General features: G+C 72.5%; 10 protein-coding genes. 4 read left to right on the forward strand and 6 right to left on the reverse strand.

The genetic code is table 11. The features are described 5' to 3' along the window. Positions 1 to 43: 43 nt before the first annotated feature. The 3 genes from BJ971_RS34475 to BJ971_RS34485 all read left to right on the forward strand — a co-directional run bounded on the left by BJ971_RS34475 (position 44) and on the right by BJ971_RS34485 (position 3973). The gene (locus BJ971_RS34475) at positions 44 to 1135 is read left to right on the forward strand and encodes an IS630 family transposase (RefSeq protein ID WP_184997480.1); all 1092 of its coding nucleotides are present in this window, start codon (positions 44 to 46) and stop codon (positions 1133 to 1135) included. 106 nt (positions 1136 to 1241) lie between these two features. Then, positions 1242 to 1898 (forward strand): nucleotidyltransferase domain-containing protein, encoded by a 657-nt coding sequence (locus BJ971_RS34480; protein ID WP_184997481.1) that lies wholly within the window; start codon positions 1242 to 1244, stop codon positions 1896 to 1898. A gap of 101 nt (positions 1899 to 1999) precedes the next feature. Further along, on the forward strand, positions 2000 to 3973 hold the full coding sequence (locus BJ971_RS34485) for a YncE family protein (protein ID WP_184997482.1): 1974 nt from the start codon (positions 2000 to 2002) through the stop codon (positions 3971 to 3973). A 63-nt stretch (positions 3974 to 4036) separates the two neighbouring features. On the opposite strand, the gene purE is transcribed toward BJ971_RS34485, so the two are convergent. The 5 genes from purE to BJ971_RS34510 all read right to left on the reverse strand — a co-directional run bounded on the left by purE (position 4037) and on the right by BJ971_RS34510 (position 12572). Next, positions 4037 to 4543 (reverse strand): 5-(carboxyamino)imidazole ribonucleotide mutase, encoded by a 507-nt coding sequence (gene purE / locus BJ971_RS34490; RefSeq protein ID WP_184997483.1) that lies wholly within the window; start codon positions 4541 to 4543, stop codon positions 4037 to 4039. Beyond that, positions 4540 to 5709 carry a 5-(carboxyamino)imidazole ribonucleotide synthase gene (locus BJ971_RS34495; RefSeq protein ID WP_184997484.1) on the reverse strand — a complete coding sequence of 390 codons (1170 nt, stop codon included), beginning with the start codon at positions 5707 to 5709 and terminating at the stop codon, positions 4540 to 4542. Before BJ971_RS34495 ends, purE begins: the two co-directional genes overlap by 4 nt. Positions 5710 to 5770: 61 nt before the next feature. Then, positions 5771 to 7759: a thioredoxin domain-containing protein gene (locus BJ971_RS34500; RefSeq protein WP_184997485.1), complete on the reverse strand. Its 1989-nt coding sequence runs from the start codon at positions 7757 to 7759 to the stop codon at positions 5771 to 5773. 24 nt (positions 7760 to 7783) lie between these two features. After that, complete coding sequence (locus BJ971_RS42390) at positions 7784 to 9712, reverse strand: DUF11 domain-containing protein (RefSeq protein WP_184997486.1); 1929 nt, start codon at positions 9710 to 9712, stop codon at positions 7784 to 7786. Next, on the reverse strand, positions 9618 to 12572 hold the full coding sequence (locus BJ971_RS34510) for an SdrD B-like domain-containing protein (protein WP_184997487.1): 2955 nt from the start codon (positions 12570 to 12572) through the stop codon (positions 9618 to 9620). The genes BJ971_RS42390 and BJ971_RS34510 overlap by 95 nt, the downstream gene beginning before the upstream one ends. A 12-nt stretch (positions 12573 to 12584) precedes the next feature. On the opposite strand from BJ971_RS34510, the gene BJ971_RS34515 reads away from it, so the two are divergent. Next, complete coding sequence (locus tag BJ971_RS34515) at positions 12585 to 12827, forward strand: hypothetical protein (protein WP_184997488.1); 243 nt, start codon at positions 12585 to 12587, stop codon at positions 12825 to 12827. Between the two features lie 312 nt (positions 12828 to 13139). Here BJ971_RS34515 and BJ971_RS34520 read toward each other — a convergent pair whose 3' ends face one another. After that, on the reverse strand, positions 13140 to 15695 hold the full coding sequence (locus BJ971_RS34520) for an EAL domain-containing protein (RefSeq protein ID WP_184997489.1): 2556 nt from the start codon (positions 15693 to 15695) through the stop codon (positions 13140 to 13142). Between the last annotated feature and the right edge of the window lie 59 nt (positions 15696 to 15754).

The following is a 15754-nucleotide window of genomic DNA, read 5'->3' on the forward strand; positions in this document are numbered from 1 at the left end:
TGTCCTGAGTCGTTAAATCGTTGTCAGTGGGTACGGTGGTGGGATGCCGTTGCCGACAGCAGTGCCGATCGTGCTCACTGACGACGAGCGTGAGCAGTTGCTGGCGTGGTCGCGGCGTCCGTCGAGTGCTCAGGCGATCGCGTTGCGGTCGCGGGTGGTGCTCGCCTGCGCGGATGCTGCAGGGGCGCCGAACGGGCTGATCGCCGAGGAACTGGGGATCTCGCGGAACACGGTGAAGAAGTGGCGTAACCGCTTCGCAGCCGACCGGCTCGAAGGACTGCTGGACGAGCCACGGCCCGGTCGGCCCCGCACGATCGTCGACGCCGAGGTGGAACGGGTGATCACCACGACGTTGGAGACCACACCGAAGGACGCCACGCACTGGTCGACCCGGTCCCTGGCAGCCGAGGTCGGCCTGACCCAGAGCGCGGTCTCGCGGATCTGGCGGGCGTTCGGTTTACAACCGCACCGCCAGGACACCTGGAAACTGTCGAAGGACCCTCAGTTCATCGACAAGGTCCGCGACGTCGTCGGGCTCTACCTCGACCCGCCCGAACGCGCCGTCGTGTTGTGCGTGGACGAGAAGTCACAGATCCAGGCCCTGGACCGCACCGCCCCGGTCCTGCCGATGCTGCCCGGCACCCCGGCCCGCGCCAGCCACGACTACATGCGCGCCGGCACGTCCAGCCTCTACGCCGCGCTGAACCTGACCACCGGCAAGGTCATCGGATCTTTGCACGGCCGGCACCGGGCGATCGAGTTCAAGAAGTTCCTGCAGACTCTCGACCGCGAAGTCCCCGCCGATCTCGACGTGCATGTCGTGCTGGACAACGCCTCCACCCACAAAACCCCAGCGATCAAACGCTGGCTGGCCGCGCACCCCAGGTTCATCCTGCACTTCACCCCGACCAGCTCATCCTGGCTCAACCTCGTCGAACGCTGGTTCGGCGAACTGACCACCAAAAAGCTGCAACGCGGCACCCACCGCAGCGTCCGCGAACTCAACAAAGACATCCGCGACTGGATCGGGACCTGGAACGACGACCCGCGGCCCTACGTCTGGACCAAGACCGCCGACCAGATCCTCGAATCCATCGCCCACTACTGCACACGCATTAACGACTCACGACACTAGCGGTTCGGTGCGGCAGGATCTCGCAATGGATCCGGCCGCACCCACGAGCGGGTCTTCGGCGCCCTGGTCAGGATGCGCTAGCCGTTCGGTGCGGCAGAATCTCGCAATGGATCCGCTGAGCGTTGCCCGCGAGCTTGTCACCGACCGCTTCCCCGACGCCACCTGGGCGGTGCTCACCGGCAGCGTGATCGGTCCGCAGCGCACCGCCGGGTCCGATCTGGACATCGTGGTGCTCCACGAGGCGGGCCCGGGATACCGGGAGAGCCTGCACTTCCGCGGCTGGCCGGTGGAGCTGTTCGTGCACACCCCCGAACGGCTGGCCGCGTTCCTGGAGCGCGAGCTGGCCGCCCGCAAGCCGAGCACACACCGGATGCTGGCCCGCGGCGTGCCGCTGATCGGCGACCCGGGCGAGCTCGCGGCCCGGTGCGCCCGGGTGCTCGCCGACGGGCCGCCGCCGCTGACCACGGCCGAGCGGGACCGGCTCCGCTACGGCCTCACCGACCTGCTCGACGATCACCGGCACGCGGCCGACCCGGGCGAACGGTCGGTGATCGCCGCGACGCTCTGGTTCGAGACCGCGCGGGCCGCGCTGGCGTTCGCCGGCGGGTGGCTCAGCTCGGGCAAGTGGCTGTTGCGGGAGCTCAGGGAGCTGGACCCGGCCTTCGCGGCGCGCTGGTCGGCGGCCCGCGACGAGCCGGCGGCCCTCGCCGCGGAGGTGCTCGCCCGCGCCGGCGGACCACTGTTCGACGGCTATCGGGCATGAGCTGAAGGACGAGCCGCAACCGGCTCGTCCTTTCGGTCGATCTTACGCCCTTCGATGGGAACGTAAGCTGCGACCACTGTTTTGATCATGGGGGAACCAATATGGGTAAGTGGAAGGCCGCGCTTGCGGCCTCGATCCTTTGTGGATCGTCAATCCTCGCGCTCGGCGCGACCACCGGTGCCGCGCTTGCCGACTCGCAGGCCGAGCTCTCGATCGCCTCGTTCGGCGACATCGTCGTCGACGGCGTCCACAAGCGAGTGTTCATCAGCGACCCGGCGGGCGGAAAGATCGTCGCCACCAACTACCGCGGCGCCGTGGTCGGCGAGCTGACAGGCCTGGGGTACGTGGACGGCCTCGCCCTCTCCAGCGACTCCAGCCGGCTCTACGCCGCGCTGTCGGGCGCGCACGCGATCGCGGCCGTCGACACCGACACGGTGCGCGAGACGGCCCGCTACCCGGTGGGCGACCGGAGTCCGCACTCCGTCGCGCCGGTCGGCGACAAGCTGTGGTTCGGCTTCATGGAGGGCGACAACGGCAACTTCGGCTCGGTCGACCCGGCCGACAACACCGTGCACCTGCCCGGCAGCCTGAACGCCGAACGGCTACAGGCCGAACCGGTCGTCCGGGCCGGCGCCGCCGCGCCCGGCACGCTCGTGGTGGCCGACCGCGACTCCGCGGACTTCTGGGTGTACGACGTCTCGTCGGGCACCGAGGGCGAGCCCCGGCGGGCCGCCGGCACCGGCCCCGCCGTGAAGGAGTCGGCCTTCACCGCCGACGGCAGCCACCTGGTCCGGGCCGCCAACGGGGCCGAGTCGCAGGTCCGGCTCGGCGACCTGACGACCACCGTCACCTACCCGGCGCTGTCCCGGGCCAACGGCGTCGACGTCAACACCGACGGCCGGATCGCGATCTCGGTGGCGAATCAGGCGACCGGGGACGACGTCTACGTCTTCGAGGGCGAGCAGACCTCGGCCACCCAGACGATTCGCCTGCCCGAGGCGGGTAGCCCGCCCGACGGCTCGGGCGAGCCGCCCCGCGACGGTATCCAGGACCGGGGCATCGCCTGGGAGCCGGCCGGCCCGCGGCTGTTCGCGGTCGCCCGGTACCGCCGCGCCTTCCGGCTCTGGGTGCTCAACGACCCGGCGCCGACGCCGGCGCTCACCGTGAGCGCACCGGCCACCGCCACCCGCGCGGAGCCGCTGACTATCGCCGGCACCAGCTCGCTCCCGGCCGGTACCGAGATCGTCGTGAACCGCGCCGACCTGGAGTCCGCCAAGGCGCCGGTGTGCACCGCGGTGACCGACGCCGCCGGCGGGTTCGCCTGCACCGACACGCCGAACGCCGGTGGCGAGGTCGTCTACACGGCCGCCTTCGCCGGTGACGAGCAGTACGGCGCGGCCTCGGCCAGGACCACCGTCACGGTCTCCCGGGAGGCGCCCGCGCTGACCCTGAACCGGAACGGCGCGGTCTTCGCCTACGGCACCCAGGTGGCCTTCACCGCGCGGCTGGGCGCCACCCACACCAACCGGACCGTGGAGATCTGGGCCGACCCGTACGGCGACAAGCCGAACCGGCTGATCAAGTCGGCGACCGTGAACGACGCGGGCAAGGTCACCGCCCGCATCACGCTGACCCGCAACACCACGGTGACCGCCAGGTTCGCCGGCGACGCGCGCTACGCACCCGCGGTGGCGACCTCCGACGTCCGCACCCGGGTCGCGATCAGCACGGCCGTCTCGGAGCACTACCAGACCGGCCTGATCGACTCGACGGAGTACCACTACTTCCACCGGAACACGACGCCGCAGTTCACCACCGCGATGACCGCATACCCCGGTCGCAAGCAGAAGCTCGTCGTCCAGTTCTACGCCGACGGCGAGTGGCGCGCCTGGAGCTCGCGGTTCGTCGCGATCGACGCCGACGGCACGTCGGTCGCCAAGCTGACCGGCGCACACCCGCGCGACGTCCTCTTCCGGGTTCGCTCCGTCTACGTGACGGGCGACTCCGGTGACAGCGCCAACCAGACAACCTACGGCGCCTGGCAGCACTTCACCTTCCAAGAGATGAGCGCCTAGCCACGCGGAAGGGCCCGCTCGCCGGTTCCTCGGTGAGCGGGCCTTTTGCTTGCGGTTGGGGCTTTAGCCGGCGTCTGGGAGCAGGCGGGCCCGCAGCGCGGCGTCCTTGTCCGCGACGACCTGCTCGAGGCCGGCCTGGAAGGCCTGCATCCGCTTGAGCAGGACCGGGTCCGAGGCGGCCAGGATGCGGACCGCCAGCAGGCCCGCGTTGCGCGCGCCGCCGATCGAGACCGTCGCCACCGGCACCCCGGCGGGCATCTGCACGATCGACAGCAGCGAGTCCATGCCGTCCAGGTACTTCAGCGGCACCGGCACGCCGATGACCGGCAGCGGCGTCATCGAGGCGACCATGCCCGGCAGGTGGGCCGCGCCGCCCGCGCCGGTGATGATGACCCTGAGGCCGCGGTCGGCCGCGGACGTCGCGTAGTCGACCATCTTGCGGACCGTGCGATGTGCCGAGACGACGCCGACCTCGAACGGCACGTCGAACTCGGCCAGGGCCTCGGCCGCCGCCTCCATCGTCGGCCAGTCCGAGTCGCTGCCCATGATCACGCCGACTACCGGTGTCATTGCCTGCCTTCCTGCAACCAGCGGGCGGCGCGCACGGCCCGCACGCGCACCTGCGCCATGTCGTCACCGAGCACGGTGACGTGCCCGATCTTGCGGCCGGGCCGCACCTGCTTGCCGTAGAGGTGCACGCGGGCGCCCGGATCGGCGGCGAAGAGGTGATGCAGCCGCTCGTCGATGGACATGCCGCCGGGCTCGCCGCCGAGCACGTTGGCCATCACCACGGCGGGCGCGGCCAGCGACGTCTCGCCCATCGGATAGTCGAGGACGGCGCGCAGATGCTGCTCGAACTGCGACGTGCGGGCGCCCTCGATCGTCCAGTGCCCGGAGTTGTGCGGACGCATGGCCAGCTCGTTGACCAGGACGCCGGTGCCGGTGTCGAAGAGCTCGACGGCCAGCAGCCCGACGACGCCGAGCGCGTTGGCCAGGTCGATGGCGAGCTGCTGCGCGCCGACGGCGAGGGCCTCGGGCAGGTCCGGCGCCGGCGCGAGCACCTCGACGCAGATGCCGTCGCGCTGCACGGTCTCGACGACGGGGTAGGCGGCGACCTGCCCGAACGGCGACCGGGCGACCAGCACGGCCAGCTCCCGCCGCAGCGGCACCCGCTCCTCGACGATCAGCTCGGTGCCGGTGGCGACGAGCGCCTCCGCGGCGGCGAGATCATCGAGCATCCACACGCCGCGGCCGTCGTAGCCGCCCCGGACCGCCTTGGCCACGACCGGCCAGCCGGCCGGGGAGTCGGCGCCGGCGAGGCCGGCGGCGAAGTCGGCGATCTCCGCTGCCGTGGTCACCGGCCGCCAGCGGGGCACCGGGGCGCCGAGCGCGCTCAGGCGTTCGCGCATCTGGCGCTTGTCCTGTGCGTACAGGATCGCGTTCGCGCCGGGGTAGATCTTGACGCCCTCGGCGGCGAGCGCGGCGATGTGCGCGGTCGGCACGTGCTCGTGGTCGAAGGTGACGGCGTCGCACCCCTTGGCGAACTCGCGCAGCGCGGCCAGGTCGGTGTGCGTGCCGATGTGCACATCGGCGGCGACGAGCGAGGCGCTGTCGTCGGGCGACTCGGCGAGCACGCGCAGCGACTGGCCGAGGGCGATCGCGGCCTGGTGGGTCATCCGGGCCAGCTGGCCTCCGCCCACCATGCCGACTACGGGCAGACCGGTTCGGGTATCCATCTCGCCGCCAGCCTAACGAGCCGCCGGACCGCCGGATGAGGCGGCCTGAGCCCGCCGGCGATCAGGCGGACAGGCGGGTCACCAGGTCCGCCACCGAGGTCACCGGGCGGTCGCACACGAAACCCCGGCAGACGTAGGCCGCCGCGGCGCCGTCGATCAGGGGCCGGTCCGCCAGCAGCGGCACGCCCGGGCGGCCGGGCTCGCCGGCCACCACGACCGTCCCCGGCGGCGCGTGCCGGTGCGCGGCCGCGACCAGCGGGTCGCCCGCCGGGTCCGGCGTGACGACGGCGATCTCGTACGGGCCCGCGAGCATCGCCTCCGCCACCGTCGCCGAGTAGCCGGCGAACCGCGGATGGCGCTCGATCAGCGGCCCGGCGGTCTCGAGCGCCGCGTCCGCGGCCTCCCGGTACCGGGTCTCGCCGCTGAGCGCCGCGTAGCCGACCAGCCCGGCGCAGAGCGCCGCCAGCCCGGACGGGGTCGCGTTGTCGGTCGGGTCGGCGGGCCGGGTCACGAGCCGTTCCGCGTCGTCGGCCGTGTCGTAGAAGCCGCCGGACCCGGTCGCGAAGTGCGCGAGCGCCACGTCGAGCACCTCGCCCGCCCGGGTCAGCCACCGCCCGTCGCCGGTCAGCTGGTGCACCGCGCAGAACGCCTCGGCCACGCAGCCGTAGTCCTCCAGCACGCCCACCGGCGCGCCGACCACGCCGTCGCGGGAGACGCGGCGCAGCCGGCCGCCCACGATGTGCCGCTCCGCCAGCACCGTGGCCAGCTCGACGGCCTCGGCGCCCGAACCGCCGGTGAGCTGTGCGTACTCCGCCAGCGCGGTGACCGCGAGGCCGTTCCAGGAGGCCACGACCTTGTCGTCGCGGGCCGGCTGCGGGCGTTCGCCGCGCGCCGCCAGCAGGCGGTCCCGGACGTCGCGCCAGCGGGCGACCAGCTCCGGATCGGCGGCGTCGATGTCGCGGGCCAGCACCAGGACGCTGCTGCCGTGCTCGAACGTGCCCTTGGTGGTCACCCGGAACAGGTCGGCCGCCCAGGTGCCGTCCGGTTCGCCCAGCGCCTCGTTGAGCTGGGCCGGGGTCCACGCGTAGGTCAGCCCCTCGGTGCCGTCGGTGTCGGCGTCCAGGGCCGACGCCAGCCCGCCCGCGGGGGTGGCCAGGTCGCGGAGCAGGAACGCCGCGGTCTCGTCCGCGATGCGGCGGGCGAACGCGTCGCCGGTGAGCCGCCACAGCTGGGTGTACACGCGCAGCAGCAGGGCGTTGTCGTAGAGCATCTTCTCGAAGTGCGGCACGGTCCACGTGTTGTCGACCGCGTACCGCGCGAAGCCGCCCGCCAGCTGGTCGTAAAGGCCGCCGCGGGCCATCTGCTCCGCCGTGTGCCGGACGATCTCCAGGTCGTTCTCCGCGCCGGTGCGCTGGTGGTGGCGCAGCAGGAACAGCAGGTCCATGTGCGGCGGGAACTTCGGGGCGCCGCCGAAGCCGCCGTACGCCGGGTCGTGCTCCGCGGCGAGCCGGGCCGCCGCGGCGTCGAGCAGCCCCGCGGAGATCGGGGCGGTCGCCGCGCCGACGAGCTGCGCGCCGCCGATCGTCTGCACCACCGCCGCGCCCTGCGTGATCACCGCCTCGCGCTGGTCACGCCAGGCCGTGGCCACAGACGTCAGGAGGTTCGTGAAGCCGGCCTTCGGGAAGTAGGTGCCGCAGAAGAACGGTTCGCCGCCCGGGGTCGCGAAGACGGTCATCGGCCAGCCGCCCTGGCCGGTCATCGCCTGGGTGGCGGTCATGTAGACGGCGTCGACGTCGGGCCGCTCCTCGCGGTCGACCTTGATGGCGACGAAGCCGTCGTTGACCAGCCGGGCGACCGCCTCGTCCTCGAACGACTCGTGCGCCATCACGTGGCACCAGTGGCAGGCGGCGTAGCCGACCGAGATCAGCACGGGCACGTCGCGCTTGCGCGCCTCGGCGAACGCCTCGTCGGACCAGGGCCACCAGTCGACGGGGTTGTCCTTGTGCTGGAGCAGATAGGGCGAGGTCGCGCCGGCGAGACGGTTGGCCATGACCCAACCTAACCCCCGGGCAGCTCAGGACGCGGAACGCCGGCGCGGCCGGCCCGCCGCGGCTCGCAACGCGAACCCGGCGGTGAGCAGCCCGACGGCCAGCCAGCCGAGCCCGGTGACCGCGACGCCGGTAAGTGGCAGCGCGGTGGCTCCCCCGCCCCCGGTGATCGGCGCGGCGGCAACGGTCACGAGTTCCCTGTCGCGGTTGTCGGCCGGGCGGGTGTCAAGGGTGTTCGACCGTGCGGTGGCGGTCACGGCGTGCACGCCCGCGCTGCCGGCCTGCACGGCGATGCCGACCGTTGCCGCCGAGCCGGCCGTCATCCGGCTGGACCGGATGGTGATCCGCCGGCCGTTGTCCGTGATGGTCCAGCCGGGCGGAGGCGTGACCGGACCGCTTCGGAGCAGGCCGGCGGGCAGGGTGACGGTGAACACCGGGGCCTCCGCGTCGTCCGGCCCGGCGTCGGCGACGGTGACCGCCACCGAGCCGGCCGAACCGGGCACGTGCGGGGCGGAGTGCGCGTCTACGAGCACGGAGACCTCGGCGATCGGGCCGACCGACAACGACGCACGGGCCGCGTTGTTGGCCGCCTCCGGGTCGTCCGTCGCGGATTCGACGGTGGCGGTGATGGCGTAGGCGCCGGCCGGGGCCGTGTCGAAGGGGATGGCGAACGAGACGGTACGACCGACCACCATGGGCGAGGCCGCCGTGAAGGTCACCGTCCGGCCGGCGAACGTGACGGTCCAGCCGGCCGGCGCCACCCGGGGTGCACTCCAGTGGATCTCCGCGGGAAGTACGGCCGTGGCCCGTGGCGTGCCGGCGTCGTTCGGCCCGTTGTTGGCCACCGCGACGGTGAGCACGCCCGAACCGCCGCTGCGCACTGGCCTCGGCTTGGTGACCGTGACCGCCATGTCGGCCGTCGGCAGGATCATCGTGGGATCGGGTACCCCGATGTCGGGTCCCGGTCCGGGCTGGCCTGAATCAGATACCGGCCGGACGGTCACCGGGCCGGTGGCGGTGTTGTTGGCGTTCACCGGGTCTGCCGTCGCGGCGGTGACGCCGGCGCTCACGACCGCCTGCGGCGCGGTCGGTGCGACGCCGCGTACGGCGAGCGCGAAGACCGTGGCCGGCCCCGGCCTCACCTCCCCGGTGCTGGTCAGGATGACGGTCTGGGCGGCGACCGCGACGACCCAGCCCGTCGGCGGCTGCGGCGGTGCGGCGAGTGCGACTCCGGCCGGCAGGCCGATTGTCACGACCGTGCCGTCGGCCGGATCGACGCCGAGGTTGGTGAGCGCGACCGACAGCGACCCGGATGCCCCCTGCGACCGCGGGGCGTTCGTGGTGTCAACCGAGAGTGCGAGGTCGGCCCGGGCCGCGACCGGCAGTCGCAACTGGTACTCGTTGTTGGCCGGTATCCGGTCGTAGGTCGTGGATTCCACGATGGCTCGCACGTACCACGGTCCGGTGGCCATCGCCTTGGCCGGGATGTCGATGGACTCGGACGCCGTGCTCCGCAGGACGTGGTCGGAGGTGAGCGTCACGGTCTGGACGCTGCCGTCCGCGGGACCGACGGTGACGGTCCACCCGGGCGGTGCCGAGATGACCGCGCCCGGCGGGACCCGCAGGCCGGCGGGCAGGGTGACGGTCATGGTCGGGTCGGCCGCGGTGGACGGACCGTTGTTGGTGACGGTCGCCGTGACCGTGCCGACGTCCCCGGTGACCGCGATGACGTCGTCGGTAGTGAGCGTGATCTGTATGTCGGCGGCCGGCGTGACGGTCGCGGTCACCGATGCCCTGTTGTCGGCGGTGTCGACCTCGTAGGTGTCGGTCCTGGCCTCGGCCGAGAACGTGTGGTGCCCGTCAACGGTGGCGACGCCGACCGCGGTGAACGTGACGGTCGCGCCCTGGTCGAGGGCGTTGGCGGCCGTCGCGGTGAAGGTGGCCCCCGGCCCCACGCACGATGGTCCAGCCGACCACGGGAAAGACGTTCGCCGGCGAGACGCTCGCCGGCAGGGTGAACTCCACCACGACGTTGGTCGCCGGGGTGACGGCGGTGTTGGTGACGGTGAAGAGGCCGGACACCGGATCGCCGACGCCTCCGGCGGAGCCGGACGCCGTGACTTTCAGGTCCGTCGGTGGGGCGAGTCCGAAGTCCTGGACCTTCTTGCCGCCCATGATCAGCGTGAATGCCGGCGGTTGGGCACCTCCGGGTGTGCTGATCGCGGGGCCGGGACCCGGCAGACGCAGGGAGTAGGTGCCGGCGCCGACAGCGAACCCGTAGTAGCCGGCCGGGTCGGTGCTGGCGCTCTCCAGCACCGTACCCGCGCCGCTGAGCAGTTCGACGGTGACTCCGCCCGCGAGGCTCTCACCCGCGTCATGGACGCCGTCGTTGTCGTCGTCGTGGAACACGTGCCCACTGATCCGGACGTTCTGGATGACGGTCACCGTCGTGCTGGAGCTGTTGTCGGTCGGATCGGGGTCGTACCCGGCCTGCGTGAGCACCGCCTCGATGGTGAGGGTGGCCGCCTTGCTGGGCACGCCGGTCAGGTTGATCGTGGTGTCCCCGACCGGGTGGTCGCCGGAGTAGACGCAGACGATCTCGCCACCCGCCGGCGGTTGGCAGGTCCACCCCGCGCCGGACGCGACAGGGTCGGTCAGTTCCGGCGGCACCGTGAGGGTCACGGTGGCGCCGGGTGACGTCGTCGGCCCGCCGTTCGTCACGATGACCGGCACGGTGAGCAGTTCGCCCGGATGGTGCGCTCCACCCACCGCCGGGACGCTCACCGACAGCCTGGACTCCACGACGACCGTGCCCACCTTCACCGGGCTCACCGTGAACGGCCCGCCGATGCCGTCGGCGCGGCTGATCGACGCGCTCACGGAGTTGTACGCGGTGTCCGTGGCGGACAGGCCCGACGGGACGTGCATCGGCCAGGTCGCGCTGAGCCTCCCGCTGGGCTCGATCTTGACACCGGGGTTGGTGGTGAACCGCAGCGCGGTGACCGCGGCGAGGTCGGCAGCGGTCGCGGACCAGTCGTCGTCGCAGCCGGAGCCGGCGCTGATGCCCAGCTCCGGCCGGCACGGGTTGGCCGCGGTCGAGTAGGCCACGGTCATGCCGGCCTGGACGGTGGGCGGCGCGGTCAGGTCGAGCCGGAACGTGCTGCCCCGCCCGTCGTCCGGACGCGGCAGCACGTCGTAGGCCACCCCGTCGGTGAGCGCGACCGTGCCGGTGTTGACCAGGTCCAGGGAGTACGACGTGGCCTGGTCCGGGCGCGAGTGGCCGACCTGCGGGTACTTCATGTAGGTGGTGTCCTGCGATCCCCGCACGCCCTTGACCGCGGCGACCGCGCCGAGCGAGGCGATGGTGACGGGCGTGCTCACCTTCATCACGTTCTCGCCGGTGTTCTTGTTGTCGTTGATGTCGTCGGTGTCCTGAGCATTGAACTCGGCGCCCCACGGCCGGTTCTGGTCCCAGAGGTAGGTGTCGATCGACTTCGGTCCGAACGCGGTGCCGGGCTGCACCGCGACGGTCAGCCGCTTGCATTCACTGACGCCGATTCCCAGCGTCTCGCCCTGCTGGTAGGTGATGGTCACCCGCTGTCGGCCGGTGCCGTTCCAGTTCTCGGTGACCGTGACCGCCGGCACGGACAGGGTCCGGAGCTTGCTGCACGCGTCCCGCAGCGAACCGTCCACGTAGGTGACGCCGGGCGGCAGCACGATCGCGTTGGCCGGCAGGACCGCCATGGTCGAGTCCGGCGAGGCCCGGTTGGTGTTTGTCAGATCCAGGTCGACCCGGTCGCCCGGCTGCAGCGGCGGCGGCGACCCGACGACCTTGAGGCCGAGGACGAGGTTCGGGGCCGCGGACAGGATGCCCTCGGTGAAGCAGGGCCTGCCCACGATGGTCACCCCGGACAGCACCATGCTGCCGTCGGTGCAGTCGGTGATCTTTCCACCGACCGGCAGCCCGGTCGTGGTGCCGTAGGCCGTCATGGAGACCGACGTGCCCCCGGCGACGCTCGCCCAGGTGAAACGGACCCGGGTGACCTTGTCACCGGCGGCCAGGTTCAGGCTGGTGGCCGGGAACGGGGGCAGCGGCGCGACATGCCAGGACGGGTCGGTTCTGGTCTGGTACTCGACCCTGGTGGGCGTCGGCCCGCCGGTGACCCGGGTGAGGTCGAAGGTGTCCGGCATGGTGTCGTCGAGCACGACGTCGGTCGCCGTCCCGGTGGACTTGTTCTGCGCGCTGGTCTGGAAGCCGTACTCCGACGTGGTGGTGCCGCTGGTCGCGTCGAGTCTCGCCCGGCCGCTGTGTGTCTTGCTGAACGTGCCGAGCAGCGACGCGCTCAGCTTGCCGGCCGCGGTCGCGGTGAGCACGGTCGCGGCCGTGCCGCCGAAGGCGACGGCCTCGAACCGCGCCGCGGCGGACCAGGTCTGCCCGACGGCGAAGGCCCCGGTCGGGAACGCGATCTGCGGCGTCTTCTTGAACGCGGAGGTGCGGCAGGTGGTGGCGCTCTCCACCCCGGCCCAGGTGAGGGTGAACCCGCCGGCGGCGTCACCGCCGATGGTCGCGCCGTCCGCGTTCCACACGGTGGCACCCTTCGGCAGGCTGAGGGTCAGCGTGCCCGGCTGCAGCGCCACCGTGCCGCTGAGGATCGGGTCGGTGTCGATGCAGGGGCTCAGGGTGATAGGCGTGGCGGCGTCGAGATAGGTGACGGCGCTGGACACGCTCGGAGTCACGCTGAGGATCGTCTTGATCGCGGCGATGGCGGTGATCGGATCGGTGTCCGTGACCGTCGCCGCGTTGTCCGCCGACAACGTCGCGGTGGCGTGATCACCTCGTCCGCGCCGGTGATCAGGTTGGGGATCTGCGCGTTGAACTGCACCTCACCCGACGCGCCGGCGGTGATCGGCCCGGTGAAGGCCCAGGTGATGGTGCGGGTGGCGGCGCTGTACCCGCCGGTGCCGACGAACGCGCCCGCGCTGATCGCGCTCGGGGCGTTCAGCGTCGGCGGGATCGCCACCGTCAGCGCGGGGCCGGCGCAGTCGACGGTCGCCGACGAGCAGGAGTAGCGGACGATGTAGGTCGTGGTCGTGCCGGCGGGCACGCTCGCCGCGCCCTGGTGCAGCAGGTCCACCGCGAGCGTCGCTCCGGCTCGGCCGAGTCCCGGCCTCGCGGCGTGTGCCGGGCCGGCCGGGACGCACACGCCGAGCGCCGCCACGGCGGCCACCGCGACCGCCGGAACGAGGCATCTGCGGACGCCGCCCGCGAAAATGGCACGAATCACACCTGGTTACGTTAGCCACGACATAGGTCTGAAATGCGCGAATAGCTAACCTTCGGGCGCACCCGGGCCCGATACTCCTAAACCCGCCCCGGGCAGGTCAGGAAGCACCGTCGGCGCGAAGCGGGACGATGTTCGACGGGGCGGCCTGCGCCAGCTGGTGCAGCATGGCGACGATCTTGTCCGCCGGTAGCGGCCGGCTGAAGTGGTAGCCCTGCGCCGAGATGCAGCCAAGCGCCAGCAGGGCCGCACGCTGGTCGCTCGTCTCCACGCCCTCGGCAACGACCCGGGCGCCCAGCCGGGCGCCCAGCTCGACGGCGCCGCGGACCACGGCGGCGGACGCCGGCGAGTCGATCATGCCGGTCACGAAGGAGCGGTCCACCTTCAGCTCGTCGACGGTCACCCGGGTGACGAAGGAGAGCGAGGAGAAGCCGGTGCCGAAGTCGTCGACCGAGATCTGTACGCCCAGGTTGCGCAGCGCCGCGATCACCTCGTCCACGACCTCGTGTTCGCTGACCGCCACCGACTCGGTGATCTCGAGAACCAGCTGGCCGGCGCCCATGCCGCGGCGCCGCAGCGCGTCCGCGACCTGGGCCGGGAAGCTCGCGTCGAGCAGGCTGCGCGCCGAGATGTTGACCGAGACCGGGATGTCCAGGCCCTGGCCGGTCCACTCCGCGGCCGCGGCCAGCGCGCGGTCCAGCACGTAGCGGGTGAACGGGCCGAGCAGCTCGCCGTGCTCGGCCGTGTCGATGAAGTCGTTGGGGCTCAGCGTCCCTCGGCGCGGATGTCGCCAGCGGATCAGCGCCTCGACGCCGGTCGGCGCGCCCGTCGCCAGGTCGACCTCGGGTTGCAGCACGACAACGAGCTGGTCGTCCGCGGTCAGGGCGTCGTGCAGCTCGGCGGTCAGCGCCAGGTGGTCGGTGCTGCTGGCGTCGCGGGTGCTGTCGTAGGTGGCGACGCCGACCTTCAGCTCCTTGGCCTGGTCGAGGGCGATGCCGGCGCGCCGGATCAGCTCGGCCAGGTCCGTGCAGCCCGCCTGGGACACGGCCACGCCGACCGCGACCTCGGTGACCAGCCGGACGCCGCCGACCTCCATCGGCTGGCCGAGCAGGTCGACCACCTCGCTCGCCCGGCGCACGGCCTGCGGCATCGGGTTGGGCATCTCGTGCAGCGGCGTCGCCGAGTCGGCGAGCACTGCGACGGTGGGCAGCAGGATCGCGAACTCGTCGTCGCCGAGGCGCGCCACCAGCTCGCCCTCGCGGGCCAGGTCGGTGAGACGCTCGGCGACCGTGCACAGCATTGCGTCGCCGGCCTGGTGCCCGAGGGTGCCGTTGACCTCACGGAACTCGTTGAGGTCGAGCAGCAGCAGCGCCACCTGCCGGTCGCGGTGGAACGACTGGAGCATCGCGTCGCCGTTGGCGATCAGCGCGGACCTGTTCGCGACGCCGGTCAGCAGGTCGTGCACGCCGTCGTGTGCCACCTTGGCCTCCAGCCGGGCCAGCCGCTCGTGCGCGGCGGCGTCGTGCAGCGCGCCGGCGAGCGCGTCACCGTACGCGGAGACGGCGAGCTCGTCGCGCGACACCGGCAGGGTCGGCTCGGTGAGCCACACGGTCAGCTCGCCGACCGGGGTCCCGCCGACGGTCATCGCCTGGGTGATCACGGGCCCCGGCAGCGCGCCCGGCGTCTGTTCCTGCGGCGCCCCGTCGGCCGCGTACCGCCGGGGGCTGGCGCCGCGCGGCTGGAGCACCTCGATCTCCACCCGGCGGGCGCCGAAGACGTCAAGGGCGCCCCGCAGGCCCGCCGCGGCGACGGCGCGCTCGGACGGGCCGCCGAGCGTCCGGGTGGCGCGGGCGAACGCCTCCCAGATCCGGCGCTCCTCCTCGGCGCGCAGGTGGTAGCGGTAGGTGCGCTGGAGCAGCCACAGCGCGGGCAGCAGGGCGAGCAGCCAGAGCGGCTCGTTGACCAGGGCGAAGAGCGTCAGCAGACCGACGAGCACGTTGCCGACGAACATGGGCAGCTTGGCGTGCAGGGCACGGACGGCGATCTGCGGCGGTGCGGCGTCGCGGTGCAGCGAGAGGCTCAGCACGGCGAGGCCGAGGGTGATCACGAGGTAGACGACCGAGCCGGCGATGAGCGCGACCTGCGTCCGGGTGCCCTCGATCGGCGCGGAGGGCCCGGCGATCGCGTAGGTGACCGCGGTTCCGCCGGCGGCGCCGAGGCTCACCGACGCCGCGATGTGCGCGAGATCGGCCAAGATCCGCTGGTCGTTGAGCCAGGTGATGAGCAGCCAGGCACCGGCCGCACCGAGCAGGGTCGCGACGGGCAGCCAGCCGGGCGGCGCGAGGGCGAAGCCGAGGATGAACGCGGTCTCGCCCCAGGTGATGTTGACGGTGCCCCGCCCGATCCGGACGCGGAGCCGCGCGAGCTGAGCGGCGGCGACCAGCAGGACGGCGACGCCCACCCCGCCGGCGGGCGACAGCGACACGATTGTGGGCCGCGGCAGGGGGATCATCATGCCGAGCACCGAGGCGACGAGGGCCGCCGCGACGATGATCCGGGTAAGGACCCGACCGGCCTTGGGCCGAGACACCGGGCCGGCCTTGCCGGGGGGTCGCTCGCGCCGCTGTTCGGCTCCGGGACCGGGCTGGGATGTCATGCCAGCCCCCCGCTGACCAGCGGCACTGGCGGATGCACGTGCATCTGCAGTGGAGGAAG

Origin of the sequence: Amorphoplanes digitatis (assembly GCF_014205335.1) — a bacterium.
Classification (GTDB): domain Bacteria; phylum Actinomycetota; class Actinomycetes; order Mycobacteriales; family Micromonosporaceae; genus Actinoplanes; species Actinoplanes digitatus.